Raw genomic sequence first — 26,672 nt, forward strand, 5'->3', positions numbered from 1 at the left:
GCATGTCCGAGAAGTCCCAGACCGAGATCACGCTGGACATCGCCCACAGGATGGGCGACATCTTCAACGACCTCAACGCCGAGGTGGCCCACGAGTTCGTCGCCCCGGACTTCGTCGACCACGAGGCGCCCCCCGGCACCCCCGGCGGCCCCGACGGCTACCTGGGCACCGCCACGTGGATGAACCAGGTCTTCGCCGACGCCCGGTGGGACCGCATCGACAGCTTCGCCTCGGGCGACAAGGCCATCATCCACGTGCGCTTCACCGGCCGCCACGTCAAGGACTTCCTCGGCATCGAGGCCACCGGCAACGACGTCGCCTTCGAGCACATGCACATCTACCGCGTGGCGGACGGCAAGGTCGTCGAGCACTGGGGCTGCCGCCAGGACCTGTTCCTCATGCTCCAGATCGGCGCCGTCGAACTCGACCTGCGCCCCTTCACCCCCGACCAGCAGCCCGTCACCTCCTGAGCACCCCTCCCCGCTCCCCCTCCGGGGTCGGGGACGCGGCGGCCGGATCCGGTCCCCGCGTCCCCGACCCCACGTCTCCGTGAGGAAGAGGTCCCACCGTGTCCCAGACCGCCTTCGTGTTCCCGGGCCAGGGCTCGCAGGAGCCGGGTATGGGCGCCCCCTGGGCGCACACGCCCTCCTGGACCCTGGTCGACCGCGCGTCCCGGGTGAGCGGCCGCGACGTCGCCGAACTGCTGCTCCACGCCGACGCCGACACGCTCCGACGCACCGACAACGCCCAGCTCGCCACGTTCGTCCTGGCCTGCGTCGCGCACGCCGAGGTGCGCGCGGCCCTGCCCGACGTCCGCCCCGTCGCGGTCGCCGGGCACAGCCTGGGCGAGTACACCGCGCTCGTCGCCTCCGGCGCCCTCGGCTACGAGGACGGCGTCCGCCTGGTCGCCGCCCGGGGCGAGGCGATGCGCGAGGCCTGCGCGGCGGCGCCCGGCACCATGGGCGTCGTCCTGGGCCTGGACGTCGACGAGGTCCGCGCGCTGGCCGACCGGCTGCGCGTACGGGAGGGCGCGGACGTGTGGGTCGCCAACCTCAACTCGCCCCAGCAGGCCGTGCTGTCGGGCGCCCCCGAGGGCGTCGCCCGCTGCGGCGAGGCCGCCCTCGCCGAGGGCGCCACCCGCGTGGTGGACATCCCCGTCGGCGGCGCGTTCCACAGCCCCCTGATGGAGCCCGCCCGCCCCCGGCTCGCCGAAGCCCTGGCGGGGACCGCGTTCCGCCCCGCGCACGCGCCCGTGGTCGCCAACGTCGACGGCCGCGCCCACGACGACCCCGACCGCTGGCCGGACCTCATGCTCGACCAGCTCACCAGCCCGGTGCTCTGGCTCGACACCGTCCGCACGCTCACCGGCGACCTGGGCGCCGACCTCCTGGTCGAGCTCGGTCCGGGCCGGGTCCTGACTGGGTTCGCCAAACGCATCACCCGGGGCGCCGCCCGCGCCTCGGTCGCCGTCCCCGACCAGATCCCCGCCCTGGCGGAGGCGGTCGGCGCCACGAGCGAGGACGAGGCGCCCGCGCGGGTCCGCGTCGCCTCGGGCGTCGCGCCGTGAACCGCCGCCGGGACCGGCGGGGCCGCTCCCACCCGCATCCGACGTCGTAGCGAGGAGACAGCGTTGTTCACAAGGATCGGCACGTTCGCGGTGCGCCGCCGGTGGTGGGTGGTCACCGCCGCGATCGTGCTCGCCGTGTTCGGCGGCGTGTGGGGAACCGGGGCCCTCAGCGCCCTGACCGGCGGCGCGGGCTTCGACGACCCCGAGAGCGAGTCGGCGCGGGCCGACGCCGTCCTCGCCGGCGCGTTGGGGCGCGAGGCCGTCGACGTCGTCGTGCTCTACGAGAGCGACGACCTGACCGTGGACGACCCCGGGTTCGGCGACGCGGTCGCGCGGACCCTCGCCCAGGTGCCGAGGGAGGGGATCGAACGGCTCGACTCCCACTCCACCACCGGCTCCGAGGCGTTCGTGTCCCAGGACCGGCACGCCACCTACGCCACGGTCCAGTTCGCGACCTCCGACGACCAGGAGGGGGTCGCGCTGCTGCAGGAGGTCGCCGACGCCTTCGAGGTGGACGGGCTCGACGTGACCTTCGGCGGCGTCACCGCCATGACCGAGCAGGTCAACGCGCTGACCGGGGCCGACATCGCGCGCGCCGAGATGCTGTCGCTGCCGGTTCTGCTGGTCGTGATGGTGCTGGTCTTCCGCAGCCCCGTCGCGGCGCTGCTGCCCCTGGCCGTCGGCGTCGTCACCGCGCTCGGCTCGTTCGTGGTGCTGCGGGTGCTCAGCTACTCCGTGGACATCGCCGGGTCGGTGATCAACGTGATCACGATCCTGGGGCTCGGCCTGGCCATCGACTACGCCCTCTTCATGGTCAGCAGGTTCCGCGAGGAGTTGGGCGCGGGCGCCGACGTGACCGGGGCCGTCCAGCGCGCCACCGCGACGGCGGGGCGCACCATCGTCTTCTCCGGCGTCGCGCTGGCCATCTGCTTCGTCGGCCTCACCCTCTTCCCCGCGCGCTTCCTCAGCTCCATGGGGTACGCGGGCGTGGCCGTGGTCGCCTTCGCGGTCCTGAGCTCGGTCACCCTGCTGCCCACGCTGCTGTTCCTCATGGGCCGCCGGGTCGACGCGTGGCGCATCCCGTGGCCGCGACGGCGGGCCGGGACGGACGACCGGGGCCGGTGGTACCGCGTCGCGCACGCCGTCATGCGGCGGCCGGTGGCCGTCACGGTCCTCATCACGGCCCTGCTGCTCGGCCTGGGCGCTCCGTTCGCCACCGCGAACTGGGCGCGCCCCGGCGACTGGGTCCTGCCCGCCGACGCGGACGCCCGTGTCGTCGCGACGGAACTGGAGGAGCGCTTCGACGCCGACCCCACCAGGATCATGACGGCGGTCGTCACGCTGCCCGGACCGGCCGACGCCGCCGGGGACGCGCTCGACGCGTACGCCGCGCGCATGACGGACGTGGAGGGGGTGTCCTCGGCGAGCGTGAGCGGCACGGCGGGCGACGCCGCGCGGGTGACCCTGACCTACGACGTGGACCCGATGTCGCCCGAGGCCCGGACGATGGTCGAGGAGCTGCGCGCCCTCGACCCGCCGGAGGACGCGGAGTCCCTGTTCACGGGGATGCCCGCGTCGCGTGTGGACATCGTGGACATGATCGGCGAGCGGGCTCCGGCGATGCTGCTGTTCGTCGCCGCGGTGTCCTACCTGGTGCTGTTCATGGCGTTCGGGTCCGTCCTGCTGCCGCTCAAGTCGATCGTGATGAACATGCTGTCGCTGTCGGCGGCCTTCGGCGCGATCACCCTGATCTTCCAGCACGGCTACCTGGCGGAGCTGTTCGGCTTCGAGGCGGTGGGGGTGGTCGACGCCAACTTCCCGGTGCTCATCGTGGCCATCGCCTTCGGCCTGGCCATGGACTACGAGGTGTTCCTGCTGTCACGGGTCCGTGAGCAGTGGGCTCGGGGCGTCGGGGAGGCCGAGGCCGTCGCCGTCGGGCTCCAGCGCACGGCGGGGATCATCACGGGCGTCGCGCTGCTGATGGTCATCGTGGTGTCGGGCTTCGTCACCTCGTCGATCGTCTTCATGAAGATGATCGGCATCGGCCTGGTCATCGCGATCGCCGTGGACGCGACGATCGTCCGCGGGCTGCTCGTCCCGGCCACCATGAGGCTCCTGGGCCGCTGGGCCTGGTGGGCTCCGGCGCCGCTGGCCCGGTGGTGGGAGCGGTTCGGGTTCCGTGAGGACGACGCGCCCGGGCCCCGCGCCGAGCGCGGCCCGGCCGGCGCCGTGTCCGAGGCGCGCGTGGCCGCCGCCGAGTCCGAGAGCCCGGTCGCGTGACGCGGGCGGCGGAGGCGGCGCGCGTGCCCGAGACGACCACGGCGGAGGGCGCCCGGCCCGGCCGCACGGGTCCGGGGCCGTCCGTGTGGACGGCGCTGGCCGGGGCGGTCGCGGTCGCCCTCACGGCGGGGCTGTTCGCCGACTGGGACTCCTACACCGGGCCGCTCGCCCGGGCAACCGTCGGGTGGGGCTTCCCCCTGCCGGGCCGGGTCACCTCGCCCTCGGCCGACCTGGTGGTGCTCGTCGCGGTCTGCGCGGCGGCGCTGCACGCCGTGTGGCGACCGCCCGCGGCGCCGTCCGGCGCGCTGGGAACACCACGGCTGCTCCTCCGGTCCTGGTCGGTGCCGGTCACGGCCTTCGCCCTGGGGGCCCTGGCCGGTGCGGTCGCCGGGCTGGCGGTCGGCGGATCGGTGGGCGGCGCTGCGGAGACGCTCTGGCACCTGCTCGCGCAGACTGGCCACGGCGGTCTGTTCGGTCTGCTCCACGGAGCGCCGACGGCCGCGGCCGTCGCGGTCGCCGCGCGGTTCTCCTCCCGGCGCGGCTCCCTCGACGGGTCCCCCCACCGCCGGTCCCCGTACGCCGTCCTCACGGCGCTGCTGCTCCTGGGCCCGCTGGCCGCGCTGGCGGCCGGGACGGCCCTGCTCGACACGGCCGACCCGGCGGACTGCTCGCCGCTGGCGTGCGCCTCGCCCGTGGACGAGCTCCTCCTCAACGGGGAGATCGGCGTGCGCCTGGCCGTGCCCTGCTGGGCGGCGGCCGTGGCCACAGCCGCGTTCCTGCGCGTGGCGCCCCGGATCCGCGCGTGGCCGGTGTGGACGCACGCGCTCCTCGCGACCGGCGCGGCGGGACTCGCGGTCACGCTCCTGTCCGGGCTGGTCGTCGGCTCCGACGTGTGACCCGCCCCCCACCCTGACCACCCCGACCCGAGGACAGACGATGGCCGACATCAGCAGACGCACCTTCGTGGGGGCCGCCGCGGCGGTCGGACTCGGCGGCCTCACCTGGCTCACCGCGCGGTCCGCCGGCGCCTCGTCACCGCCGCCCCCGACGGCCCGGCGCGCCTACGTCGGCGGGTTCACCGTCGGCGAGTACGGGTTGCCTGGGCTGCCCGGGATCGGGGTGGCGACCGTCGGGGCGGACGGGGTCCCGCGGATCGACGGCTACCGGGAGGGGATCGAGAACCCCTCCTACCTCACCCTCGGCCCCCGCGGCGACCTGCTGTACGCGGTCAGCCAGACCGACGACGGCCACGTCCACGCGTTCCGGATCGGCGACGACGGATGGCCCGAACCGGTCAACGCCGCCCCCACCCGGGGCGTCAACCCCGTCCACCTCGCGGTCCATCCGGACGGCCGCCACCTCGTGACGGTCAACTACGACTCGGCGACCGTCGCCGTGCACGCGCTGGCCGAGGACGGCTCGATCGGGGAGCTCACCGACCTGGTCGAGCACGAGGGCTCGGGGCCGCACCCCGAGGAGCAGGCCGCGCCGCACCCGCACATGGCGCTGTTCGCCCCGGGCGGGCGCGACGTCGTCGTCCCCGACAAGGGCAACGACCACGTGTACGTGTACGCGCTGGACCCGGACGGCGGAACGCTGACCGAGCGCTCCCGGGTCCTGGTCGCCGAGGGCGCCGGCCCCCGCCACGCGGTGTTCCACCCCTCCGGGCGCCACGTCTACGTGTCCAACGAACTCGGCTCCACGGTGACGGTCTGTGAGTACGACCCCCGGGAGGGCGCCCTGCGGGTCGGCGCGTCGGTCTCGGCCGCCGCGCCGGGCGCCGACCCCCGCAACGCGCCCTCGGGCGTGCTGGTCGATCCCGAGGGGCGCTTCGTGTACACCGCCGACCGCGGCATCGACTCGCTGGTCTCCTACGCCGTCGCCGACGGCGGCGCGTCCCTGGACCTGGTGGAGCAGGAGCCCGTGACCACGAAGGGGCCGGGCACGCGCTGGCCGCGCGACATCGCCCTCGACCCCTCGGGCCGCTACCTGTACGCCGCGAACCAGGCGGGCCAGTGCGTCACGGCGCACCGGGTGGCCGACGACGGCCGGATCGCCCCCGTGGGCGCCCCGGTGCCGGTCGCCAGCCCCTCGTGCGTGCTGCTCTCAGCGCGCTGAGCCCCGGTCCGCCGGGGAGAGGTCCTGGTCGAAGACCTGCCGCGACCCGTTCTTCCGGGAGATCTGGCGCAGGGACGCCAACAGGCGGTCGCCGAGCACCGTCCACAGGACCACGCGTTCGACCAGGGCGTCCTCGTCCGCGTACCAGCCCATGACCTGGAGTTCGGCGGCCGTCACCTGCTCCACCGCCGCCGCGTACGCCTCCACGACGAACTCGGCGTTGGCGTCGTCCAGCCACAGCACCATGCGCAGCACCTTGAGCAGGCTCTCCCAGTGCTCCGCCCGGGGTTCCATCCGCCAGCCGTGGCGATCGGCCAGGCGCCTGGCGAGCGTGGACGCGCGGTCGTCCACCGGTTCGGCGGCGGGTTCGGACGCGGGCTCGCCGCCCGTGTCCCCGTTCAGGGCGCGCAGGACCAGGCTGAAGGTCTTGTGCGGGGTCCGGCCCGAGCCGGACATGTCGTCGAGCAGGGTCCGCACCTCGGCCGGGCCCAGGCCGCCGACCTCGATCAGGGCGCGGACCAGGCGCACGCGGCGGACGTCCTCGGGACGGTACCCGTGCTTCTCGGAGGGGAGGTCGATGAGGTGTTCACGCTGGTAGTACTCGACTGTCGCGACGGGCACCGAGGCCCGATCGCACAGCTCCGAGATGCGCACGTATGGCTCGCTTTCCGATCCGTGGGATCCGACGCGGGTGTCAGGGCGTGCCGGCCACGGCGAGCGGGGGAAGGTCCGATGGTTTCCACTGGTGATGCCGTGAGTGCGGGGGGTGATCGACCGGAGATCGGGGGGGTCCCCTGAGACGCACCGGTCACTCAACCAGGAAGCGGCCCCGGGAGGAATACCACGAAGGAGGTATTGCCGTGGGCCGATCCCATGACCGGACCCGGACCTCAGCTCCCGGCTCTGGCCCCGGCGAGGATGGCCCGTTGGAGGCGGCACAACTCCTCCGACGGGTCCAGACCCAGTTGGTCGTGCATGGTGTCGCGGGCGGCGCGGAACGCGCTGAGCGCCTCCCCCCGCCGTCCCGACCGGTGCAGGGCGTCGACCAGCTGGGCGTGGAACCCCTCGTGCAGGGGGTACTCGCTGACCAGGTCGCGCAGTTCGGGCAGGACCTCGTGGTGGCGGCCCAGGCGCAGGGAGGCCTCCACGCGCAGCTCCCGGGCCCGGGTGTAGGTCTCCTGCACCTGTGACACGTGCCCGGTCAGGATCCGGCCCGGGCGCACGTCGGTCAGCACCGGTCCGCGCCACAGGGCGAGGGCCCGGTTGGCGCGGTCCACGACCTCGTCGTGGCGGCCCTCCGTCCACAGCACCTGCGCCTGGCCGACCAGCTGCTCGAAGGCGAACAGGTCGAGCTCGTCCGGGGCCAGTTCCAGGAGGTAGCCGGACCCCCTGGTGAGCAGGACGCGCCGGGCGGCGGCGGCCCCGCACACGCGCTCCAGCGCGCCCCTGAGGTGGTAGACGTGCGTGCGCACGGTCTTCAGGCCCGTGGCCGGCGGGTCGCCGTCCCACAGCTCCTCCATCAGGGTCCCGACGTCCACGATCCGGTTGGCGCGGACGAGGAGGAGGGAGAGGAGCCGGGCGATCTTGGGGCCGCAGCGGAAGTCGTCGCCCCCGTCCGCCTCCAGGGCGAGGGGACCGAGGACCCTGAAGTGGAGCACGCTCTTCTCCTCGCTCCTGTCCGGGGGCTGGGTGATCTGACCAGTGGTCATGTCGACGAACCTAGGGCGGGGGACCGTCGGCGCCAAGCGGTTTGCCCGTAAGTGGCCATCCCTCTGCCTCGAAGGTGACACGCGGAGTCAGAAGCGGGGGGCGGTCCTCTTCCGATGCGGGGCGAGGGCGCCGCACTCGGTCGCCTTGTTGACGGCGTCGATGCGCGACACCGCCTCCAGCTTCTCGAAGATGTTGCGCATGTGGCGCTTCACGGTCCCCTCGGTGATGTCCAGGCTCCGGGCGATCTCGCGGTTGCTCATCGCCTCGGCGACCAGCCGCAGGACCTCGATCTCGCGTCTGGTGAGCTGGGGGGCCGACGCGGAGGGCTGCCGCCAGTTCGGCGAGGAGACCACGACCGTCGTGCGGTCCGGATCGCGCAGGCCCTTGATGGCGGCCACCAGCGTCACGGAGTCCACGCTCTTGTGCAGGTAGCCGCGCACGCCGAGCGCGAGCAGGTCGTTCACGAGGTCGGCGTCGTCGTGCATGCTCAGGATGACCACGTGGGTGCTCGGGGCGAGCCGGAGCAGTTCGCCGACCGTGTGCCGGGGGTCGTGGCCGGGCATCTCCAGGTCGAGCAGGACCACGTCGGGGCGGGTCTCCACCACGGTGGGGACCAGGGTGCGCACGGAGCCCACGCTCGCGACCACCTCCAGGTCCGGGTACACGCGCAGCAGGTCGCACAACGCCTCGCGCAGCAGGTGGTGGTCGTCGACGACGGCGATGCGGATCATCAGCTTGACTCACCTTCGTTCGAGGACGTGGCGATGGGGATGAGGATCATCGTGCGCGTTCCCTCGCCGGGCGCGCTGAGCAGGCGCACCCGTCCGCCGAGCGCCTCGACGCGCTCCGTCAGGGAGGTCAGACCGGTGGAGGGACCGGGGCCCGCCGCCGTGCGGGCCCCGACGTCGAAGCCCACGCCGTCGTCGGAGGCGATCGCCCGGATCTCGCCGTGCTCGAAGCGCACGGCGATCAGCACGGTCTCGGCGCGGGCGTGGCGCACCGAGTTGCGCACGCACTCGCGGAGCACGATGAACAGCTCGTCGAGGTGGTGCGGCGGGGCGAACGACTCCTCGCCGCAGATCTCGATCCGCACCCGTGGCAGGGTCAGGTCCAGGGCGGTGACGTAGGCCTGCAGGGCGGTGTGCAGGGAGCCGCCGCGCTCACTGCGGCGCTGCTCGGAGATGAGCTGGCGCAGGTGCTGGTTCAGTTCGAACAGGGCGCTCTTGAGCGCGCGGAGCCGACCGCCCGCGTCACCGTGGGCCTGCTGGTCGGCCAGCAGTTCGTAGAGTTCGAGCTGACGGTTGGCCAGGCTGACCGCGCTGCCGATCCGGTCGTGCAGCTCCCGTGCCAGGAAACGCCGGAAGTCCTGGTTGGCCGCGTGCTCGTCGCTGAGGAACCGGGCGCTGGCGCGGGTCTGGGTGGCCTCCATCCGCAGGGTGACGACGCTGTTGGCGGTCTGGAGCGCGGACCGGGTCTGCTCGGACGAGCAGCCGGGCGGCAGCGCGTCCGCGATCTCCTCGAAGAGGATCCGGCCCGCCTCACCCGTGTGCCGGGGCTCCCAGCTCCAGGGCTGCTCCTCGACCTCGGCCCAGTAGGTCTCGGTCATGCGGGTGACACGGACGCTCGGGCGGGCGTGCTGGAGGCTCCAGGCGCACTCCAGGACCACGGACGCGGCCCAGTCGGCGGTGTGCGGCCACACCTGGGGGTCGGTGCCCAGGGGGTTGCACGCCTCGGTGAGGCGCTCCCAGAGGCGTGCGACGATGGCGCCGATTCCGCGGCTCAGTGAATCGGCGGGAGAATTTTCCGTGAACTCCGGGAGAACACTCCGTGGGTTCCCGTCGAGCGTCTGGCTTATGTCATGCACAGGGCGAGTTGTCCATTCAGTGAACGTGCCGCTGGGGACCTGTCGTCAGAGGACGCTTCTTCATCCAGGCATTGGGATGACCGGTTCGCGCCGTCGGTTCTGCCTGACCGCGCGGTCTCGGGCCGGGAGCAGGGGCGCGGATGCGAGGGGTTTTCGCGTTCCCCGCCGTGGTGCACACGGCTCACGAAGGGGGCGGAGGTTTCCGACGCCCCGTGGAACGCGCATTTCCCGGGAAAACGCACATCGCTTCTGTTACTGAATAGTAGGGAGAGGCGCGCACGCCCTCTCCCGACCATGGCTGTTCTCACTCGTGTCGGCTGTTTATCTCAGCCTAGGGGATGTCCGTTCCACCGACGAGGTTCCGAGGCGGCCACTGTCGGCCACCGACCAGCGACGATGTCGGCATCGACCGGGCGCGGCGGGCGTGCCGTGTGGCCTTGGTCACTCTCACCCACGGTGACGGGGTCGCCGCGATCAGCTCCGGGACGCGCGGAGGTCGGCGTACTCGTGGGCGAGGATCGACATGAGGACGGCGTCGTGCCACGCGCCGTCCCAGTACAGGTGGTCGCGCCACACGCCCTCGCGGACGAACCCGGACCGTTCGTAGGACTTCTGGGCGTTGCCGTTGAAGTCGAAGACCTGGAGCGCCACCCGGTGCAGGCCCGCGACGGTGAAGGCGTACTCCAGGACGAGGTCGGTGGCCTCCGTGCCGTAGCCCCGACCGGTGAACGCCATGTCGTTGAGGGCGACGCGGTAGTCCGCGCCGCCGTTGTCCGCGTCGAGGTCGAGGAGCGCGCAGTCACCGACGCAGACGTCGTCCTCGTTCCGGAGGATCACCCAGTCGGCGCGGTCGTCGTGGTCGGGGCGGGAGGCGGCCCACGCGCGGACCTGCTCCTCGGTGAAGCTCTGGTGGGTGCCGGTCAGGCGCCGCACCTCGGGGTCCAGGTCGACGACGGCGCGGACGAGGAGTTCCCCCGTCCGCGCGTCGACCGGTTCGAGTCGGACCCGGTCACCGGTGAGGACGGGCTGGTCGCGGAAGACGTCGCAGGGCACCATGCCCGGATCCAACCACGGGGTGCGTCCCCGGCCAACCGGTTTTCCCCCGCGCCCCCCGGCGGATGATCCACTCGGCCACGACGAGGTTGATCACCCAGCCCGCGCCCATGAGCAGCGCCCGGGGCGCCCTCGGATCGGCCTGAAGGAGGAGTTCCCCCACTTCCAGGAGCGCGTGGACGCGATGTGCCTGCACCAGAGCGATCCGGGCGCGACCCCCGCCTGACGTCAGGCAGCACGTCGGTCACCCGGCGGGCGCGCGGGGGTGGATGGCACACGCAGCCCCAGCCACAGCCAGGTCGCGGGCAGCGCGATCACCACAGCTGTCAAGGCTCGTGTGGGAGCCTGCTCCCGCCGTTCCAGACACCCCGGCCACTCCTGACGCTCATCGACCTCCCAGGCGGGCGGGGCGCACACCACGTACCCGACAGGCAGGATCGAGCCTGCGGGGGAGGCCCCGTTGTACGCGACGGGCACGAGCATCCACAGCGCGGCGAGCACCCACGCTCCCACCGCCACGACAGCACCCAAGCCCTTGAGTACGACCACGGCGCCGAACCGCAGTTCGTCGTTCGGCAGCTCTTCCCTCTTCAGGTCTTCGCTCATCACTCCTGCTTCTTTCGGGGGAGGTGAAAGACGGTGCCCGCAGCACCCCGCGCGCTCACCGATAGGAGATCAGGCTGTTGGGCCGACCGGAAACGGCACGGTCCACCTGGACGATCCGGTCGTCGGCCCACCACAGGTCCGAGGCTTGCGGCTGCCTGACGCTGGAGAGCGGACCGCTCATCGGGCTGTCCTCACCCGTGGCGGTGTCCAGCGTGTACAGCTGCCAGTCCCAGGCGCGGCCCAGCATGTGGCACTCGCCGAACGATCCGTCGCCGTCCAGCATCACCAGCAGCCTGCCGTCACGCACGTCGATCACCGACGTCCCGGGGTCGCTGATGGCCGTCTCCCAGACCAGATCGCCGGTGTCCAGGTCGTGGGCGCGGATGTCGTTCGAACAACTGGAGTCGTCGGTGCTCGTGTAGATCCGGCCGTCCTCCACGACGTACGGCCTCTCCTGCCCTGCGGTCCCTACGAGCGAGCCGCTGACGTCGAGCTCGTTCCGCAGGCGCCCGTCGTCGTCGAAGGCCAGGACCGGTTCCGGCTCCTGAGAAGCGCCGTTGTCCTGGTCCGGGTCGTAGCCTTCGCTGCCCGCCCCGTCCCTGTGCCCTAGGTCGACGCGGACGTGGATCGGGTCCGTGGCGACCAGGAACGTCTGCCTGACAGAGTCCGTGTTGGGGCTGGACTGGCCCCGGGGAAACTCGAAGGCGCTGATGTCCTCGCCCGTCGCGGGGTCGGCCACGTGCACCGTGATGGACTCGTCGATACCGCAGTCCGCCACGATGACGACCTCCGAGGCGTCGCGTGCCAGGAAGTCGGCGGCCGGGCAGGAGGCCTCGTCGGCATTGAGCGGGCCGCGCCGCCACAGCTCCTCGCCCGAGGCGGCGTCCAGCCCCACGAGTTCGCCGCCCGCGCGTACGAGGACCTGATCGCCGACCTGCGCGACACCCGAGCCGCGTGAGAAGAGCAGGTCGGGCTCCTCGAAGTCCTCGTCGGCCAGCGGACCGGTCCGCCAGACCTCCTCCCCGCTGTCGGTGTCCACCAGCAGGGCGGTGTCGCAGGAGAGCGCCGGGCTCTCGTCCGGGTCGGGGGCGCGGGCACCCTCCTCGTCATCGGGGTCCTCGGGCTCCTCCTCGGTGTCCCCTTCGAGGAGGACCACACCGAAGCCGTCCCGCGCCTCGTCGCTCATCCCGCACACGGTCTCCGCCGGTTCCAGCCGCCAGCGCTCATCGCCGTTGCCGATGTCCACGGACGTGACGCCACCCTCGGCTCCGTAGACCATGGCGTCGTCGGTTCGCCAGCCCCCGGCGACCTCCCCCGCCGGTCCTTCGACCGACCACCGCAAGGACCCCCAAACCTCCGGGGAGAACACGATGTGTCCTTCGCGGATCCCGCTGCGGACGCTCATGACGAGAATGAACACGAGCACTACGCAGACGGGTGCGACGAGGCACCCGACGAACCAGCGCAGGCAGCCCCTCTTCGGGGCGGCACCGGAATGGGCCATGGTCACTCCCTGGGTCGTTCGCCATCCCGGCGGGGAGGCATCTGATGCTCCGATGCGCTCGGAGCGCTGGGTGTTCGCGAACGGCGGGGCCGGGGAGAGGATTTCAGCCGCGGCCCGCGGCCCCCGTCCTGGCGACGACTGACACCCCCGCCCAGCGATCTGGCGGCGCCTCGCCCCTCTCCACCGCCTGCTCACCGCACCCGTACGCGACCGCGGCCATCGCCCAGGGAAGCAGGGGAAGCGCCACGACCGCGAGCGTGTGCACGTGGATCGTCCAGTGAAGGTGACCGTCCGACTCCTCAGAAGCGGGAGGGGCCACCCGCTCACTTTAGGTGTCCGTCTGCTCCGCCATGTCCCACTTCCACACGGTTTGCACAGCTCCGTCCGCAGGAGACGATAGCGGGCACCCGATCACCCGGCACCGCCGTGTCCGAACCCGGTCACACGTTCACCACACGTTCCCACGCGCTGTTATCTTGTCGACCGCGAATCCGGCGTACCACCCGTTTCCGGGCACGGTGGCCGGATCAGGACCGCAGTGAGGAACGAGGACACGGGTGAAGAACGCGGCACGGATCGGCGGCCGGATCCGGCCAGAGGCGGTGAGCTGGATCGGGTTGGGTCTGATCGGGGGCGGGATATTGCTCGCCCTGGTCGATGCGGTGCGCTTCTCCGTCGAGGGGGAGGACCTGGAGACCGCGAACAACACCCCCTGGTGGTGGGTGGCCGTCCTCCTGGGCGCGTTCGTCCTCGTGCCCGTGGTGCGGCGTGGCCTGAGGGATCCCGACCCCGGGCCCGCCGAACGCCACGGCTGGGGCCGCACGGTGTTCCTGCTGGTGGTCAGCGCACTGTCGGTGGGTGTGACCGTCACCTCCTTCTCCCCTGAACCGTTCGTCGCCTTGGCGCAGGAGCCCCGGAACTACGGCCCCGACCCGGTGGGGGTGTCGCTGTGGGCGGTTCCCCTGACCGTCTCCCTGGGTCTGGTGCTGACCGTGGCCGCCGGGTACCGGCCCAGGCTCCTGCCCGCCGACCGCTCCATGCCGTTCTTCGCCGCCGGGCTGGTCCTGGTGGTGCTGTTCGAGGTCGCTCTGCGCGCCGCGACCCTGTACCAGCCCACCGAACACACGGTCGCCGACGCCTTCCCGGACGCTCCGGCACCGGTGCCGACCGATGTCGGCGAGGTGGGGTGGACCTGGGAACCGCCTGAGGGCGTGGCGGTGCAGGCAGTGGAGCCCGGCCCGCTCGGCCCCCTGCTCCTGCTTGACGACGGCGTCGTCGCCCTGGACGGCGCGTCCGGAGACCAGCTGTGGAGCTACCGCCACCCCTACAGCCAGGTGTCGGCCAGGGTGGTCGCCGACGGCGCCAGGGCCGTCATCACCCGCCAGCCGTCGGCGGACCAGTACGACGACCGGCGGGTCACCGAGATCGACACCGCCACCGGCCGGATCACCCGCGAGTCCGCCGTGCCGTCGCTCAGGTCCGAGGGAGAGGAACTGCGACTTTCGTTCTTGGCGGCCACAGCGGACCTGCGACTCTACGAGTGGAGCGAGCCCGGCGAGCCGTACCGGATCAGCGCCCGCGACGCCCGGTCGAGTGAGGAGGCCTGGGCGTTCACGCTGCCGAACGAGGGCGACCGTGCCTGCGCGGCCGACTACGGATGGCGGGCGGGAGAGAACGTCCTGTTGGTGCACGACCTCCTGGTCGTCCTGTACGGCTGCGCGGACGCCGACCAACTGGAGGACAACCGGTTCCTGTGGGATGTGGCCGCAGACCCCGACGCGTCGTTCACCGTGACCACGGCCGCGCTGGACACCGCCTCCGGCGAGGTCGTCTGGAAACACGAATGGGAGGCCGCCGGAGAGAACGACTACGACCTGGCCACCCACCATCCTCAGCCGGGCAGTGACGTGGGTCCGGTGGTCGTGGTCGACAGTGACCACGGGCGGGGGCTACCCCGGGTCCTGGACCCGCGCGACGGCACCCTGGTTAATGAGGTGCCGCCGGAGCTGACGGCCTCCGGTACAGGCATGGCCGAGGGGTTCGAGGGACTGGTGCACGCCGACTCGACCGGCACCGTCCTGCTGACCCAGGACGACGACGGCTGGGAGGGGCCGGGACGACCACCCTGGGAGTTCGTCCGCGCCTCGCCCGACGGGGAGGTCATCGGCACCGCCCTGCTCCAGGAGGAGACCGTCTATTCCGACGACGTGGAGACGGCCGTGATGCTCGGCGACGCGGTGGCCGTCCTGACCCGCAAACCCCGCGACGAAGCCCAAGATGAGCGGGCGTTGTCCGCCGCGGTCGTCGGCTTCGGTAACGAGGTGGGCGAAACCGTGTGGATCGAGCTCGCCCAGGAACACACCGACACCGATTTCGCTGAGGACTTCTGGGAGGACCGCGCCCGACTGCTCCCCGTCCCCGGCGCGGTCATCGCCTACGTGCGCGACTCCGAGCCTGCGGCCGTCTACGGACTGGTGAGCTGACGTGGACCGTGCACACCCCCGCGAAAGCGATGTCCCCGGGCCGCAGCCGTCGGCCACGAACAAGCACGGACAGGAGGCGGGGACGGTGCGAGAACGACTCACGGAAGTACTTGGTGGGGCTGGGGTGGCGGTGCTGTTGGGAGCGCTGATCGTCACGGCGCCCCGCTTCCTCGTCTTCCTGTGGGAGACCGAGTCCGTCAGCCAGGACCTGTCGCCTCTGGTATGGGCGTCTGTGCTCCTGGCCTTGGTGATGCTGATCTTCACGGGCACGCGGTCGGCCTCCGACCCTGGCACGAACCGCCTGGGAACGGGCGATGTGCTGGTGCGCGTAGCGGCCGTCCTCGGTGGACTCGCCCTGGCGTGGTTCACCTTCCCTGCCCGACACCTGGGGGTCACGGTCGTCAACGACCGCTACCGCCTGTTCCCCGAGCAGGTCACCGAACTGTGGATCGGTGTTTGCGCCATCGCCCTTGGCCTGGCGCTGCTGCTGTTCTCTCCCAGATCCCTGTCGTGGAGGCTCCGCGGCCGCCCGCTGATGGGCGTCGTGGCTGGCGCGACGGCCCTGGCCCTGATCGTGGGGCTCACCCCCACGATCAGGTACACCCTGATGGTCGAGCACACCGTCGCCGACGCTGCGGGCGAGCCCGCCCCGGTACCCGCCACAGTGACACGGGTGGGGTGGAGTTGGCAGCCCGAACATCCAGTCATGGGCGTGGAACGCGGCCCACTCGGGCCGATCGTTCGCTACGCTGACGGGTTCGTCGCACTGGACGGAGCCACAGGCGAGGAACTGTGGACCTACCGCCGCCCGCACGCCCGTCAGGTGCGGACCGGTCTCTTCGTGGGCTCGTCGGAGTACGCCTACCTGCTGCACGTGGCCGAACCCGGGCCAGAGCCAGAAACACAGTCGATGGTCGTGCTGAACACCGCCAACGGCCGGATCGTGCGCGAGGCTCTCCTGCCCCCGCTGGGAGATGAGGACCAGCCGCAGAGGCGCTACCTCACCCCCGAGGTCCGCGTCTCCGTCCTGAACGAGGACGGCGAACAGCTGGTGGTCGCCCACTCCACACGCTCAACCGAACGCCTGTGGGAGTTCCCTCTGGCCGACACCCCCCAGGGGCGCGTGTGTCTGTGGGCCCGAAACGATGGAATCCGTGGGTACGCGGACCGTGTGCTGATCGCCCGCCTGTGCCTGGACGAACCGGACGTTCCGGGTAGCAGTGTGGAGGACACCCTGACCGCGATAGAGAACGTGCCCGACGATGCGGTCGAGAGCGTGATCGCCTTGGACAGCGGCACCGGGCAGCAGGTGTGGCGCCGCGATTGGGCTCCTGAGGACCTTCGTCTGGGTGATCCACCCGTCGTGAGCGCTCCTGCGGCGGGGAGTGCTGGGGCCGCGGTGGTCATCACGTCGGGTGGAACGTTCGCCGTGGCCGACGGCGAGCCCGTCACGTCCGGCCCCGACGCGGCGGCCGAGGCCGACGATCACGTCTTGGACCTCGACACCGCCCATGCGGTCGTGGTGCGCGAATACGGTGACGACGACCCCGCTACGCTCCTGCGCACCGACGCCGAGGGCGTGGTCCTCGGCCGCACGCGGGTCGACCGCGACATGCGGTTCTGGTGGGACCTGGCCCACGCCGCCGTGCTGGACGGGGCGGTGGTGACGCCCTACACCTCCCACAACGCGGACGGCCGTGCGAGCAGGGAACTGGCACTGGTGTCCCTCGACGGTGAACAGGGCCGATGGGAGGGGATCGATCTCGGCGGTGAACTCCTACCGGAACTCACCGAGGCCTGGCAGACCCCGGTCGAACACCGTGTCCTGGCTGTACCCGGAGCGGTGGTGTCCTACATTGATGACTCCAACGAGCCCGGCTTCGACCCCGAGCCTCTGCACGGCCTGGTGGCCTGAGGCCGTCGGCCACGAGGAGCCCCGGGGCGCCGACCCGAACGCGGTGCGGATCGCCGAGCGGCACGCCCCGGAGGCCCCGCGCGACCCGGAGGAGATCTGTCGCCGGGCCCGCGCGGAGTTCCCGGATTTCCAGGCGTACATCGACGCCCAGTGCCGTGAGGGGCCGGGCCCGGGGCGAGCGCCCCGGACCCGGGTCCGGCTCAGCGCGACGCGCCCTCGAAGACGTCGTCGGCCCACGCGGTGACCCGGTCGGACAGGTCCCCGTCGCCGTCCAGGACGTGCCACGCGAACACGTCGCGCTCGTGCGCCAGGATCTCGGCCTCCCATACGCAGGGGGCCAGTCCCGCGCGCGCCGGTCGGAGGAGGTCGGGACGTTCGGCGGGGCCGGTGAAGATCCCGAGGTCGGACATGTGGCCCTCGATCCAGCTGTGGACGAGGACGTAGTCGCCGTCGCCGCCCGCGTGCACGATGAGGACGGCCAGCCCCAGGGATCCGCGAGCGGCGCCGAGGGCCAGGTGGCCCTCCGCGATCCGCACCGCCTCGGCCTCGTCCTGCTCGGTCACGGTGCGCCCGGGTGCCTCCAGGGCGTAGACCTTGACGAGGTGTCCGCTGATCTCCCGGCAGTCCAGGGGGTGGACGTCGCGTTCGTGGTGGCCCTCGGCCAGGGCGAGGAGTGCGTTCGCGTCGACTGCTGCGGGTAGGCCCGCGTGTTCGCTCATCCGGTCATTATGCGCAAGCGTGCCGTCAGTCCGCCCCCCGGCAGGGGCGGACGGGGGCCTCCTTCGACGCGGGGTGCCGTCAACGGGCTTGGGCGTCGTGGTGGGCCATGACGGCCGCTGTGTGCTCCTCGGTGGTCAGATCCGCCTCCCCTGTCGCGGTCGGTGGCGTTGACGTCGATGTGCAGCCGGGATTTGCCCGGCTCCGGCACACCCCTCCGGCCGAGGATGAGCGTGACGGGGGCCTGTCCGGCGGATCGTGTGAACGCTAGGCTCCGGCTGTGGACCGAGTGACCGACACGCCCGAAACTCTCGCCCAGCCCGCGGATCCGGCCCAAGGGAACGACTACGACAGCTTCGCCGAGGCGTACGCGGCGGACAACGAGACCAACATCCAGAACGCGTACTACGAGCGGCCCGCGATGCTGGCCCTCGCGGGGGACGTGACCGGCCGCCGGATCCTGGACGCGGGCTGCGGCGCGGGCCCCCTGTCCGCCGCACTGCGCGACCGCGGTGCCGACGTCACCGGCATCGACGCCAGCGCCGGGATGCTGGCGTTGGCCAGGCGGCGGCTCGGCGACGACGCGGACCTGCACGTGGTCGACCTGAGCGACCCCCTCCCGTTCGCCGACGGTGCGTTCGACGACGTGGTCGCGTCGCTGGTGCTGCACTACCTGGAGGACTGGGGGCCGACGCTGGCCGAGATGCGGCGCGTGCTCAGGCCCGGCGGACGGCTGATCGCGTCGGTGCAGCACCCGTTCGCGGACTACGTGCTCGAGAACCCCCGGCCCGACTATTCCGCGACCACCAGCTATTCCGACGAGTTCACGTTCAACGGGCAGTCCGCCACGCTGAAGTTCTGGCGCAGGCCGTTGCACGCGATGACCGATGCCTTCACCGCCGCCGGTTTCCGCCTTTCCGTCATCAGTGAGCCGCAGCCCGACCCGGCCGCCCGTGAACTGTTCCCCGACGACTTCCACGCCCTGTCGACCCAGATCGGCTTCCTCTTCTTCGTCCTTGAGGCACCGCCGACGACCACAGCCCGGATGGAGTGAGACGCCGTCCGCCCCTCCCCCCGGTGGGGGCGGACAGCGGCCTATCCGGCGAGCGGGAGCCGGGGGGCGGTGTCGCGCTCGATGAGGGCGCGGACGGTCAGGGGGCCGCCCGCCGAACCGCTCCAGTCCCAGTAGGCGGCGAGGGTGTCGACGAGACGGAGCCCGAAACCGCCGACCCTCAGCAGGTCGGCGCCTTCCTCGATACGCGGCACCGGGATGGTCGGGCCGGGGCGAGGGCCGTTTTCGGCGACGGTCAGGACGAAGGCGTACGGACGACGCTCGACCACGACCGTCGTGGTGCCGCCGGGATCACCGGATCGCGTGTGCCGCTGGGCGTTGGTCACGAGCTCGCTGACCACGGTGACCAGCGGGAAGGCCGCGTTCGGCGTGGTACGGGCGATCTGATGAGCCCAGACACGGGCGAGGCGGACATGGCCCGGGTCTGAGCCGAGCACGATCCCGCACAGGTGGGAATCGTCGAACCGCAGCCGCCGAGGCGGGGGGACGAGTGTTCCGCGAGGTGCCGATATTCCTCCCGGAGAAGGCCCTGGAAAGGTATGTTCGTTCATGTTTGTGCCTGGTGTGCTAGAAGAGACGGGTGCGAACCGCGGCCCGGGGCTGCCTGCGAACTCAGCCGCCGGGCCTTTCTGCGCTCCCGGTCACCGTGCCATCAGGGTGAGCCCGAGTTCCACCGATCGCTGGGAACAGCGGAATTACCCCGTAACCACTGTTGGTGACCGGTAGACACCTGATAGGAATCGGTACATGGCGAACGGAGTGGACCCCGCCGCTCGGAAGTTCGGCGCGGAAGTTCGCAGGCAGCGGGAGCACGCTGGGCTTTCGCAGACCAAGTTGGCGAACCTGATACCGGCGTCGCAGGCGTCGATAAGTGATCTTGAACTGGGCAAGACCCGGTGCAAAAAAGGCATGGCCGAACGAATCGACGCGGTGCTTAACAGCGAGGGTCGGATCATCGCGACGTGGGAGGTCCAGTACGACGTCTACGAGGCACCGGAGTGGTATCGGAAGCTCCCAGCCTTGGAGCCACGTGCCACGGAGATCCAGCAGTACCACCCGTTGCTGGTTCCCGGACTGCTCCAGACACGCGACTACATGCGCGCCTCGATCAGAGCTGGGTCGAGGACGATGTCCCAAGCAGCAGTGGACGCGAAGATCAAGGAACGCACAGAGCGACAGGAGCTTCTGAAGCGAGATGACCCGCCGTTCTTCTCAGTCGTCCTGGATGAGACGGTGATGTACCGCCGCCTCGGCAGCACTGACACCATGAGGGAACAGCTTGAACACCTCGAACGTGTCTCCACCGAGAGCCATGTCCAGATTCAGATCATTCCAGCAGATACGTGGGACCATCCGGGGCTCGATCACGCCTTCATGCTGTTGAAGGTCCCCGACGCGGGGACATTCCTCTACCTGGAGACCGGATCGTTCGGAGGAGTGCTCGTCGAGAGGCAGATCATCGACGAACACATCTCCCGCATGGGGGATCTGCGCGGGTTCGCCCTTCCCCCGGATCAGTCACGAGCACTGATCAGGAAAGCACAAGGAGAAGTCGAGTGATGACCCAAGGTATGTGGCGCAAGAGTAGCTACAGCATCGCGGAGTCCAACTGCGTCGAGACCCTGCTGACCGCACCCGGTTGGCACAAGTCGGGCTACAGCGCTCGTGAGCAGAGCTGCGTGGAGGTCAACGAGACCCCTCAGGCCATCCTGGTCCGGGACACCCAGCACAGGGATCTGGGCCACCTGGCCTTCCCCGGCACGGAGTGGACCTCCCTCGTCGACACCCTCAAGTCACACGGTTAGCCTTCGCGGCGCGAGGGGCGGCTCAACCGGAGATCCGCCCCTTCCGCCGTGCCCTCGGCGGTGAACTCCTGCACCCCGATAACGGACAGCAACTCCAGCTGGTCGACCGCCTCAGTCCCCGGCTCGGCGCTGAACCACAGGAGCCGCTGACGCCCGTCCTCGCTCTGCAGGTTCTGGCAGTCCAGCGCGATCACGCCGAGGGTCGGGTGCACGATCCGCTTGCGGTCCAACCGCCGCACGGCCACGTCCCCGGTGTCCCACAGGGCCGCGAACTCCTCGCTGCGTCGGCGTAGCGACGCGATCATCCGCGTCGTCTCCGGGTCCCGGCCGTGTCGGGCGGCCGCCGCGCGCAGGTCGGCGACGAACACCTGGGAGTGGTGGGGGTGGTCGGCCTCCGGGTAGATCCCCCGGCTGCCGGGGTCGGTGAACCAGCGGTAGGCCAAACCGGCCTTCGGGCCGTGCCCGACGGGAGCCGCACCGAGGAGGGCCTTCGCCAACCGGTTCTGCACGAGAACCTCATGCAGATCCGTGATGACCATGGCGGGCGTGGACTCCAGCCGGTCCAGCAGGCGCAGCATGGCCGGCTCCACGTGCGCGGCGGACCCGTGTTCGGCGGGCACGGGGCGACCCGCGAGGCGGAAGGCGTAGTCGCGCTCGTCGTGGGTCAGGCGCAGGGCTCGGGCCAGCGCCGCGAGCATCTGCGCGGACGGCTGGGCCCCTCGGCCCCGTTCCAGCTCCGTGTAGTAGTCGACCGACGCACCGGCGAGCAGCGCCACCTCGTCGCGGCGCAGTCCGGGCACGCGACGACGGGGGCCGGGGGTCAGCCCGACGTCGGCGGGTCGGATCCGGTCGCGTCGGGACTTCAGGAAGGCACCGAGTTCCACGAGGTCCATGCGGTCCATTCTCGCGCGTGAGCCGCCGCCGAGACAGGGGGCGCCGACCCCAGGGTGAGCGCCCATCTGGCTGCCCCGCGGCTCCGGACCGATGGTGAGGAGGAGCCGCCGGACCCGACCAGGGCCAGGACGGCGCTGACGACACCCGTGCGGGCCCGCCCGCGCACGAAGGAGCCACCCGTGTCCTCTTCCTCCACCACCCGCCACGACGGCGACGCGACCACCGGCCGGGTCGCCGTGGTCACCGGCGGATCGCGCGGTATCGGCCGCGAGACCGGGACCCGCCTCGCCCGCGACGGATTCGCGGTCGTCGTGAACTACGCCAACGGCGAGGAGGCCGCCGAGTCCGTCGTCGACGCGATCGTCGACGCGGGCGGCCGGGCGATCGCCGTTCAGGCCGACGTGGCCGACGAGACGGCGGCAGCGGCGCTCTTCGACGCGGCCGAGTCCGAGTTCGGCGGCGTCGACGTGGTCGTCCACGCGGCGGGCCGAATGGTGCTCACGCCGATCGCCGAACTCAACCTGGCGGACCTGGACGCCATGCACCGCACCAACATCCGTGGAACGATCGTGATCGCCCAGCAGGCGGCCCGGCGCGTACGCGACGAGGGGGCCGTCATCACCTTCTCCTCCTCGGTGGTCGGTCTCGCCTTCCCCGGCTACGGCGCGTACAGCGCCAGCAAGGGGGCCGTGGAGGCCCTCACCCTGATCCTGGCCCGGGAGCTGCGCGGACGCGGGATCACCGCCAACAGCGTGGCCCCCGGTCCCACCGCCACCGACCTGTTCCTCCAGGGCAAGGACGAGGAGACGATCGCGCGCCTGGCCGCCCTGCCCCCGCTGGAGCGGCTGGGGACGCCGACCGACATCGCCGAGGTCGTCTCGTTCCTCGCCTCGCCCGGCGGGCACTGGGTCAACGGCCAGGTCGTCCGCGCCAACGGAGGGATCATCTGATGGGCGCGTCCCAGCAGTCGGCCATGGCCCCGGGAACCCGGCCGCTGCGCACCCACGTCGGCCCGGGCCGGGACGGCAGCGAGGTCGTCTCGGCGGTCGCCGACCGCGTCCGGGCCGACTTCCTGCGCCGCGTCGGTCTGGAGGACCTGCTCACCGTGGGCAGTTCGCTCTGACCACGGTTCCGTCGAGGGTCGCGGCCCGCGTGGCAGCGCGGGTCGCGACTCTTCTACTCCGCGGTGACCGGCAGCAGCCACGTGCGTCCGCTGGACGGCGACTCGTGCCAGACCCACTGCGACTCGGGGGTCACCGTGGCACCGAAGCGGCTCCAGTCCGGCTCGCCGTTGGCGGTCCACCAGGCGTGCGCCCACTCGAACTGGAACCGCAGACGGTCGCCGATGGGGCTCGTCAGGGTGTGGACGCGCCGCATCCGACGCCCTGCTTCGATGTGGCCTCGCACCCGGATCAGGTAACTGTCGGTGTGCAATTCCTCAACCGGCCGGGTCTCCCCAACGAGAAAACGGCGCAGTTCCTCCTCTTTCCTCGGGAACCGTGTATCTGGGCAGGGTCTCCAGGCGAAACGCCTCTCGTTCGACGGGGCGCGGTCGTCTGGCACCCCTCTCGGAGCGGGCGTCGGTCCAGGCGATGAGCGGCGGCATGGGAGGCGGCGCCTTCGTAGAGTTCTCCCACTCGACCGCGTCGCCTGTGACAAAGTGTCCTGACAGTGGAGGTTGGCGCGGCATCGTCGCCCTGGTCTGCCGTTGCACGCCCCTGACCTCCGAAGACACGCACACACGACGGCCACGAATTTCTGTGCGGGAGACGACGGGTGACGATGACCAGCGAGCACTGGGGCCTTGCCGAACTGATCTGGGACTACCACCAGATGCGCCACGAGCTCCGATCGGCTGACGTCGCCATCGGTCTGGGCAGCCATGACCTGGGCGTTGCCACCTTCGCCGCCCAGCTGTACCACAAGGAACTCTTCCCGCATCTCGTGTTTACCGGAGGCAACAGCCCCACCACCAGGAAGCGCTTCCCGCGAGGTGAAGCCGTCCACTACCGCGAGCGCGCCGTGGAGCTCGGGGTTCCGGACGCCGCCATCCTCGTGGAGTCGGCAGCGGGCAACACCGGGCAGAACTTCACCTTCAGCCGCGATCTCCTCGCCGCCTCCGGCATCCGCCCCGCACGCGTCCTGGTCGTCTCCAAGCCCTACATGGAGCGGCGTGCCTTCGCGACGGCCAGCAAGGTCTGGCCGGAGGTCGAGGTGGTGTGTGCGTCCGAACCACTGGACCTGGCGGGCTATCGGGAGAACATCGGTGACGACAAGCTCGTCATCGACATGCTTGTGGGCGACCTCCAACGCGTGATCGAGTACCCGGCGCTGGGGTTCGCCATCCCCCAGGACGTGCCCGATGACGTTCGGGACGCGTACAGCACGCTGATCGCAGCGGGTTTCGACAGCCGCCTCATCAGCTGATCGGGCATCCCCGACCGCGAGACCGAACCACGGGGGCGCTCCGGGCCACAGGGGCGAAAGGTGAACCCCGCTCCAGGAAGCCACGCGAACAGCCGTGTTCCCGTTGGGGACGGAGGCATTCCTTCGCCGCGTCCTCCGAGCAGCCCCCTCGGAAAGAGACCCCAATTCGGGCAAACGTAGCCATTCAAGCAATGGCGACAAACCATCCTGGTTCTTTCCCACACCCACCCTGAACTGCCACGACTAACAACCTGGTTCTCCCCACCGACTTTTCCCCCAGAACCGTTCGCCCTCCCACCCCCACCCCCCTAGTATTTCCCCCAACACAACCGCACACCCAAAAGACCCCGCGACGTTTGAACGCGTCCGGGGCCGTGGCCAGCAACTCACACTTTTTAACCAAAGGATTGCCGACATGGGCTATTCTATCCGCGCCCTCCTGCGCGAAACCCTGCACACCCTCCGGACCCTCCTCTCCCCCGCGCGCGGACGCCACTCCGCCGCCGTCCGCCGCCGCTCCACCCGGGTCCGCCGCTACGCGCCGCCGCCCGCTCCGGAGCAGGCCGTCGCCCCGGCACCGCGTCCCGCGCCGACGTTGGCCCCTCCGCCCGCCCCGATCCCGGCCGAGGACGTCGCCCTGGTGCGCGGCTACTACCTGGCCTTCGAACGCGAGAGGGAGCACCGCCAGGCCGAGGCCCGCGCGCGCCTCGACCGCTGGACCGCGAAGCCCTCGACCGCTCCGGTGCGCGTCCCCCAGCCCAGGCCGGTCCCGCCGGGCGACCTCCTCGCACCGATCCCGGAGACCGTCATGACCCTGGACGGCCGCGCGGACCGGACGGAGGTGACGGTCTGATGCCGAAGCACACCGAGGAACCCCGCCCGCTCGTCTTCTGGGAGCACCGCGCCTACCCCGGTCGCCTGGAGCGGCTGAGCGAGGTCCGCGCGGACCTCGCGACCGACCTGACCGGGTTCGATCCGGACCTGGTGGCGACCGTGGAGCTCGTGACCAGCGAACTCTTCGCCAACTGTGTCAAGTACACGGACTCGGGACAGGCTGGCGGCGAGGTCATCCGGGGCCTGTCCATGCCCGATGAGGGGGAGCTGCGGGTCTTCCTCAGCGACTGGGGCGGCCGGGGCGGCGTCCCGCGCATCCCCGTGGAGCGGAGCGAGGACGAGTGGGAGTGGGCGGAGGGCCAGCGCGGGCTGGCGCTGGTCGAGAACTTGTCCACAGCCTGGGGATACTTTCGACTGGCCCCGTGGGGCGACCTGGGCACCCACGTCTGGGCGAGGTTCGCGGTCGAGCGCGACACAGCCCCGGAGGGGCTGCGCCCGTTCGTCTTCACCCGCTGAGCGGCGGCGGGCCCCGGGGACGGACCACCCCGTGCACCGTGGCCCCGTGTCAAGGTGCTCCGCGCCAACCTGTCCGCCTACGACGCCACCTCTGTGGCACTGGCCGAATCCCTGGGAGGCACGCTGGTCACCAGCGATGCCCGCATAGCCCGCAGCGGTGCGGCCCGATGCCCGATCGAGGTCTTCGACTAGGACGAGCGCGACCCCGCACCGCCGCATGGCCGCATCCGGTCCGACCTTCGACCCTGGCCAGGGATGCCCGTTACGCTCGTGTGCGCGCCCCGACCACGTGCCGCCCCGTTCCGCCGTCCCCTGAGGAGCCCCATGACCATGACCGTGCACGACCTCCCGATACCGCTCCTGGTCAGCCCGGCCCTGTTCGTGCTCCTGGGGATCGGCGGCATCGTCCTCGGTCGGACCGCTCCGGCCGGCCGCAGGGCCCTCTCCGTGACCGCGGGTGCGCTCCTCCTGGTCAGCGGGTTCGTCGACCTGGTCATGTGGCTGGCCAGCACCCCCATCAACGATGTCCTCTGGAACGTCTTCGGCGGGCCGACCGCCTACACCGTGATCAACTCCGTCTTCTACGTCACGTACGCCCTGGCCGGAGCCGGACTCATCGTCCTGGCGTTCGCCGCGACGCGCCGTGCCCCCAAGCCCGCCGTCCACCCCGTGCCGAGTGCCCCGCACCCGCCGCAGGGCCCGTACGGGCCTGGCCCCATCGCCCCGAGCCAGCCCCGATAGTCGCGGAGCCGACCTTGTTCTTCTTCATCCTCAACGTCCTCCTCGCGCTCGTGGTCTTCCTCGTGCCGGGCGTCATCGCGCTCATCCGCGCCTTCGGGGCCCCCAGCGGCAAGGGGTTGGTCTTCGCGGGCGGCGGACTGCTGACCCTGTCCGGCCTCGTGGAGATCGGGTGGCAGGTCTGGTTCCACCTCCTCGTGTCCTTCGACCACGGCGCCCCCCTGATCGACCCACTGGTGCTCGACGCCTACAACGTCGCGCACGCCGTGCTGGTCGCCGTCGCGGTCGCCCTGCTCCTGTGCGCCGTGCCGAGCGCGCGCGGCACGGTTCAGCCGAACACGGGCGCGCCGACGCCACACGGCCACCCGGGATACCAGCCCGCTCCAGGCCACCACGCCGCGCCGTGGTACCCGGGCCCGTCAGGACAGCCGTACCCCCAGCAGGCCCCGGGTGTTCCCCAAGCACACCAGGCCCAGTACCCCTCAGGCCCCCAGCAGCCTCCCCAGCCCCCGCAGGCTCCCCAGGGCCCCCAACCGGAACAGCGGTAGCCGCAACCCCATCGCGACCCG

At 71.4% G+C, this 26,672-nt stretch carries 29 protein-coding genes and 2 pseudogenes; 18 read left to right on the forward strand and 13 right to left on the reverse strand.

Annotation, left to right across the window (positions count from 1 at the left end; genetic code table 11):
- Positions 1–2: 2 nt before the first annotated feature.
- The 5 genes from AB0I72_RS03835 to AB0I72_RS03855 all read left to right on the forward strand — a co-directional run bounded on the left by AB0I72_RS03835 (position 3) and on the right by AB0I72_RS03855 (position 5,965).
- Positions 3–470, forward strand: a complete 468-nt coding sequence (locus AB0I72_RS03835) for an ester cyclase (RefSeq protein ID WP_358562634.1) — start codon at positions 3–5, stop codon at positions 468–470.
- Between the two features lie 98 nt (positions 471–568).
- Positions 569–1,567 (forward strand): ACP S-malonyltransferase, encoded by a 999-nt coding sequence (locus AB0I72_RS03840; RefSeq protein WP_358562636.1) that lies wholly within the window; start codon positions 569–571, stop codon positions 1,565–1,567.
- A 63-nt stretch (positions 1,568–1,630) separates the two neighbouring features.
- Positions 1,631–3,847 carry an MMPL family transporter gene (locus AB0I72_RS03845; protein ID WP_358562638.1) on the forward strand — a complete coding sequence of 739 codons (2,217 nt, stop codon included), beginning with the start codon at positions 1,631–1,633 and terminating at the stop codon, positions 3,845–3,847.
- Positions 3,848–3,870: 23 nt separating this feature from the next.
- Entirely contained in the window at positions 3,871–4,743 is an 873-nt protein-coding gene (locus AB0I72_RS03850; RefSeq protein ID WP_358562640.1) for a hypothetical protein, read from the forward strand.
- A gap of 40 nt (positions 4,744–4,783) precedes the next feature.
- Positions 4,784–5,965, forward strand: a complete 1,182-nt coding sequence (locus tag AB0I72_RS03855; RefSeq protein WP_358562641.1) for a lactonase family protein — start codon at positions 4,784–4,786, stop codon at positions 5,963–5,965.
- On the opposite strand, the gene AB0I72_RS03860 is transcribed toward AB0I72_RS03855, so the two are convergent.
- The 8 genes from AB0I72_RS03860 to AB0I72_RS03895 all read right to left on the reverse strand — a co-directional run bounded on the left by AB0I72_RS03860 (position 5,954) and on the right by AB0I72_RS03895 (position 13,021).
- A complete protein-coding gene (locus AB0I72_RS03860; protein ID WP_358562643.1) occupies positions 5,954–6,619 on the reverse strand; it encodes a MerR family transcriptional regulator in 666 nt (221 codons plus the stop codon). The two genes, AB0I72_RS03855 and AB0I72_RS03860, sit on opposite strands and share 12 nt — an antisense overlap.
- 236 nt (positions 6,620–6,855) lie before the next feature.
- The gene (locus AB0I72_RS03865; RefSeq protein WP_358562645.1) at positions 6,856–7,674 is read right to left on the reverse strand and encodes an AfsR/SARP family transcriptional regulator; all 819 of its coding nucleotides are present in this window, start codon (positions 7,672–7,674) and stop codon (positions 6,856–6,858) included.
- A gap of 87 nt (positions 7,675–7,761) precedes the next feature.
- On the reverse strand, positions 7,762–8,406 hold the full coding sequence (locus AB0I72_RS03870) for a response regulator transcription factor (protein WP_358562647.1): 645 nt from the start codon (positions 8,404–8,406) through the stop codon (positions 7,762–7,764).
- Positions 8,406–9,539, reverse strand: coding sequence for an ATP-binding protein (locus AB0I72_RS03875; protein ID WP_358562649.1), 1,134 nt, complete (start codon positions 9,537–9,539; stop codon positions 8,406–8,408). Before AB0I72_RS03875 ends, AB0I72_RS03870 begins: the two co-directional genes overlap by 1 nt.
- Before the next feature lie 474 nt (positions 9,540–10,013).
- On the reverse strand, positions 10,014–10,595 hold the full coding sequence (locus AB0I72_RS03880; RefSeq protein WP_358562651.1) for a GNAT family protein: 582 nt from the start codon (positions 10,593–10,595) through the stop codon (positions 10,014–10,016).
- Between the two features lie 225 nt (positions 10,596–10,820).
- Positions 10,821–11,198 carry a hypothetical protein gene (locus AB0I72_RS03885; protein WP_358562653.1) on the reverse strand — a complete coding sequence of 126 codons (378 nt, stop codon included), beginning with the start codon at positions 11,196–11,198 and terminating at the stop codon, positions 10,821–10,823.
- 55 nt (positions 11,199–11,253) lie between these two features.
- Positions 11,254–12,702: a PQQ-binding-like beta-propeller repeat protein gene (locus AB0I72_RS03890; protein WP_358562654.1), complete on the reverse strand. Its 1,449-nt coding sequence runs from the start codon at positions 12,700–12,702 to the stop codon at positions 11,254–11,256.
- 103 nt (positions 12,703–12,805) lie between these two features.
- Positions 12,806–13,021 carry a hypothetical protein gene (locus AB0I72_RS03895; RefSeq protein WP_358562656.1) on the reverse strand — a complete coding sequence of 72 codons (216 nt, stop codon included), beginning with the start codon at positions 13,019–13,021 and terminating at the stop codon, positions 12,806–12,808.
- Between the two features lie 238 nt (positions 13,022–13,259).
- Between AB0I72_RS03895 and AB0I72_RS03900 the strand changes: the two genes are divergently transcribed.
- Both AB0I72_RS03900 and AB0I72_RS03905 read left to right on the forward strand, forming a co-directional pair.
- On the forward strand, positions 13,260–15,185 hold the full coding sequence (locus AB0I72_RS03900; RefSeq protein ID WP_358562658.1) for a PQQ-binding-like beta-propeller repeat protein: 1,926 nt from the start codon (positions 13,260–13,262) through the stop codon (positions 15,183–15,185).
- Positions 15,186–15,270: 85 nt separating this feature from the next.
- Positions 15,271–17,100 (forward strand): hypothetical protein, encoded by a 1,830-nt coding sequence (locus AB0I72_RS03905; RefSeq protein WP_358562660.1) that lies wholly within the window; start codon positions 15,271–15,273, stop codon positions 17,098–17,100.
- Positions 17,101–17,300: 200 nt separating this feature from the next.
- On the opposite strand, the gene AB0I72_RS03910 is transcribed toward AB0I72_RS03905, so the two are convergent.
- Both AB0I72_RS03910 and AB0I72_RS03915 read right to left on the reverse strand, forming a co-directional pair.
- Complete coding sequence (locus AB0I72_RS03910) at positions 17,301–17,819, reverse strand: hypothetical protein (protein ID WP_358562662.1); 519 nt, start codon at positions 17,817–17,819, stop codon at positions 17,301–17,303.
- 149 nt (positions 17,820–17,968) lie between these two features.
- A pseudogene (locus AB0I72_RS03915) lies at positions 17,969–18,058 on the reverse strand (VOC family protein); the annotation flags it as partial.
- Positions 18,059–18,097: 39 nt separating this feature from the next.
- Between AB0I72_RS03915 and AB0I72_RS03920 the strand changes: the two are divergent.
- On the forward strand, positions 18,098–18,871 hold the full coding sequence (locus AB0I72_RS03920) for a methyltransferase domain-containing protein (protein ID WP_358562664.1): 774 nt from the start codon (positions 18,098–18,100) through the stop codon (positions 18,869–18,871).
- A gap of 41 nt (positions 18,872–18,912) precedes the next feature.
- Here the strand turns inward: AB0I72_RS03920 and AB0I72_RS03925 are convergent, their stop codons facing one another.
- Entirely contained in the window at positions 18,913–19,326 is a 414-nt protein-coding gene (locus AB0I72_RS03925) for an ATP-binding protein (RefSeq protein ID WP_358562666.1), read from the reverse strand.
- Positions 19,327–19,636: 310 nt separating this feature from the next.
- Between AB0I72_RS03925 and AB0I72_RS03930 the strand changes: the two genes are divergently transcribed.
- Both AB0I72_RS03930 and AB0I72_RS03935 read left to right on the forward strand, forming a co-directional pair.
- The gene (locus AB0I72_RS03930) at positions 19,637–20,449 is read left to right on the forward strand and encodes a helix-turn-helix transcriptional regulator (protein WP_358562668.1); all 813 of its coding nucleotides are present in this window, start codon (positions 19,637–19,639) and stop codon (positions 20,447–20,449) included.
- Complete coding sequence (locus AB0I72_RS03935) at positions 20,449–20,694, forward strand: DUF397 domain-containing protein (protein WP_358562670.1); 246 nt, start codon at positions 20,449–20,451, stop codon at positions 20,692–20,694. Before AB0I72_RS03930 ends, AB0I72_RS03935 begins: the two co-directional genes overlap by 1 nt.
- Here the strand turns inward: AB0I72_RS03935 and AB0I72_RS03940 are convergent.
- Entirely contained in the window at positions 20,691–21,587 is an 897-nt protein-coding gene (locus AB0I72_RS03940; RefSeq protein WP_358562672.1) for a helix-turn-helix domain-containing protein, read from the reverse strand. The two genes, AB0I72_RS03935 and AB0I72_RS03940, sit on opposite strands and share 4 nt — an antisense overlap.
- A 180-nt stretch (positions 21,588–21,767) precedes the next feature.
- Between AB0I72_RS03940 and AB0I72_RS03945 the strand changes: the two genes are divergently transcribed.
- Positions 21,768–22,538, forward strand: a complete 771-nt coding sequence (locus AB0I72_RS03945) for an SDR family oxidoreductase (protein ID WP_358562674.1) — start codon at positions 21,768–21,770, stop codon at positions 22,536–22,538.
- Positions 22,538–22,711, forward strand: coding sequence for a hypothetical protein (locus AB0I72_RS03950; protein WP_358562675.1), 174 nt, complete (start codon positions 22,538–22,540; stop codon positions 22,709–22,711). Before AB0I72_RS03945 ends, AB0I72_RS03950 begins: the two co-directional genes overlap by 1 nt.
- Positions 22,712–22,764: 53 nt before the next feature.
- On the opposite strand, the gene AB0I72_RS03955 is transcribed toward AB0I72_RS03950, so the two are convergent.
- Positions 22,765–23,022, reverse strand: coding sequence for a DUF6879 family protein (locus AB0I72_RS03955; protein WP_358562677.1), 258 nt, complete (start codon positions 23,020–23,022; stop codon positions 22,765–22,767).
- A gap of 348 nt (positions 23,023–23,370) precedes the next feature.
- On the opposite strand from AB0I72_RS03955, the gene AB0I72_RS03960 reads away from it, so the two are divergent.
- The 6 genes and pseudogenes from AB0I72_RS03960 to AB0I72_RS03985 all read left to right on the forward strand — a co-directional run bounded on the left by AB0I72_RS03960 (position 23,371) and on the right by AB0I72_RS03985 (position 26,651).
- Entirely contained in the window at positions 23,371–24,015 is a 645-nt protein-coding gene (locus AB0I72_RS03960; protein ID WP_358562821.1) for a YdcF family protein, read from the forward strand.
- A gap of 415 nt (positions 24,016–24,430) precedes the next feature.
- Complete coding sequence (locus tag AB0I72_RS03965; protein ID WP_358562679.1) at positions 24,431–24,868, forward strand: hypothetical protein; 438 nt, start codon at positions 24,431–24,433, stop codon at positions 24,866–24,868.
- Positions 24,868–25,365, forward strand: coding sequence for an ATP-binding protein (locus tag AB0I72_RS03970; RefSeq protein WP_358562680.1), 498 nt, complete (start codon positions 24,868–24,870; stop codon positions 25,363–25,365). Before AB0I72_RS03965 ends, AB0I72_RS03970 begins: the two co-directional genes overlap by 1 nt.
- Positions 25,366–25,398: 33 nt before the next feature.
- Positions 25,399–25,557: pseudogene (locus AB0I72_RS03975) on the forward strand (VapC toxin family PIN domain ribonuclease); the annotation flags it as partial.
- 132 nt (positions 25,558–25,689) lie between these two features.
- On the forward strand, positions 25,690–26,106 hold the full coding sequence (locus tag AB0I72_RS03980) for a hypothetical protein (RefSeq protein ID WP_358562682.1): 417 nt from the start codon (positions 25,690–25,692) through the stop codon (positions 26,104–26,106).
- 14 nt (positions 26,107–26,120) lie between these two features.
- The gene (locus tag AB0I72_RS03985) at positions 26,121–26,651 is read left to right on the forward strand and encodes a hypothetical protein (RefSeq protein WP_358562684.1); all 531 of its coding nucleotides are present in this window, start codon (positions 26,121–26,123) and stop codon (positions 26,649–26,651) included.
- Positions 26,652–26,672: the final 21 nt, after the last annotated feature.

Source organism: Nocardiopsis sp. NPDC049922 (assembly GCF_040660275.1).
Classification (GTDB): Bacteria; Actinomycetota; Actinomycetes; order Streptosporangiales; family Streptosporangiaceae; genus Nocardiopsis.

Bases quoted from the DNA above. Each gene is read 5' to 3' on its own strand.
- AB0I72_RS03835 (WP_358562634.1), top strand. From the start codon at position 3: ATGTCCGAGAAGTCCCAGACCGAGATCACGCTGGACATCGCCCACAGG.
- AB0I72_RS03855 (WP_358562641.1), top strand. From the start codon at position 4,784: ATGGCCGACATCAGCAGACGCACCTTCGTGGGGGCCGCCGCGGCGGTC.
- AB0I72_RS03865 (WP_358562645.1), bottom strand. From the start codon at position 7,674: ATGACCACTGGTCAGATCACCCAGCCCCCGGACAGGAGCGAGGAGAAG.
- AB0I72_RS03870 (WP_358562647.1), bottom strand. From the start codon at position 8,406: ATGATCCGCATCGCCGTCGTCGACGACCACCACCTGCTGCGCGAGGCG.
- AB0I72_RS03880 (WP_358562651.1), bottom strand. From the start codon at position 10,595: ATGGTGCCCTGCGACGTCTTCCGCGACCAGCCCGTCCTCACCGGTGAC.
- AB0I72_RS03885 (WP_358562653.1), bottom strand. From the start codon at position 11,198: ATGAGCGAAGACCTGAAGAGGGAAGAGCTGCCGAACGACGAACTGCGG.
- AB0I72_RS03890 (WP_358562654.1), bottom strand. From the start codon at position 12,702: ATGGCCCATTCCGGTGCCGCCCCGAAGAGGGGCTGCCTGCGCTGGTTC.
- AB0I72_RS03910 (WP_358562662.1), bottom strand. From the start codon at position 17,819: ATGAGCGAACACGCGGGCCTACCCGCAGCAGTCGACGCGAACGCACTC.
- AB0I72_RS03930 (WP_358562668.1), top strand. From the start codon at position 19,637: ATGGCGAACGGAGTGGACCCCGCCGCTCGGAAGTTCGGCGCGGAAGTT.
- AB0I72_RS03935 (WP_358562670.1), top strand. From the start codon at position 20,449: ATGACCCAAGGTATGTGGCGCAAGAGTAGCTACAGCATCGCGGAGTCC.
- AB0I72_RS03940 (WP_358562672.1), bottom strand. From the start codon at position 21,587: ATGGACCTCGTGGAACTCGGTGCCTTCCTGAAGTCCCGACGCGACCGG.
- AB0I72_RS03950 (WP_358562675.1), top strand. From the start codon at position 22,538: ATGGGCGCGTCCCAGCAGTCGGCCATGGCCCCGGGAACCCGGCCGCTG.
- AB0I72_RS03960 (WP_358562821.1), top strand. From the start codon at position 23,371: ATGACCAGCGAGCACTGGGGCCTTGCCGAACTGATCTGGGACTACCAC.
- AB0I72_RS03965 (WP_358562679.1), top strand. From the start codon at position 24,431: ATGGGCTATTCTATCCGCGCCCTCCTGCGCGAAACCCTGCACACCCTC.
- AB0I72_RS03970 (WP_358562680.1), top strand. From the start codon at position 24,868: ATGCCGAAGCACACCGAGGAACCCCGCCCGCTCGTCTTCTGGGAGCAC.
- AB0I72_RS03980 (WP_358562682.1), top strand. From the start codon at position 25,690: ATGACCATGACCGTGCACGACCTCCCGATACCGCTCCTGGTCAGCCCG.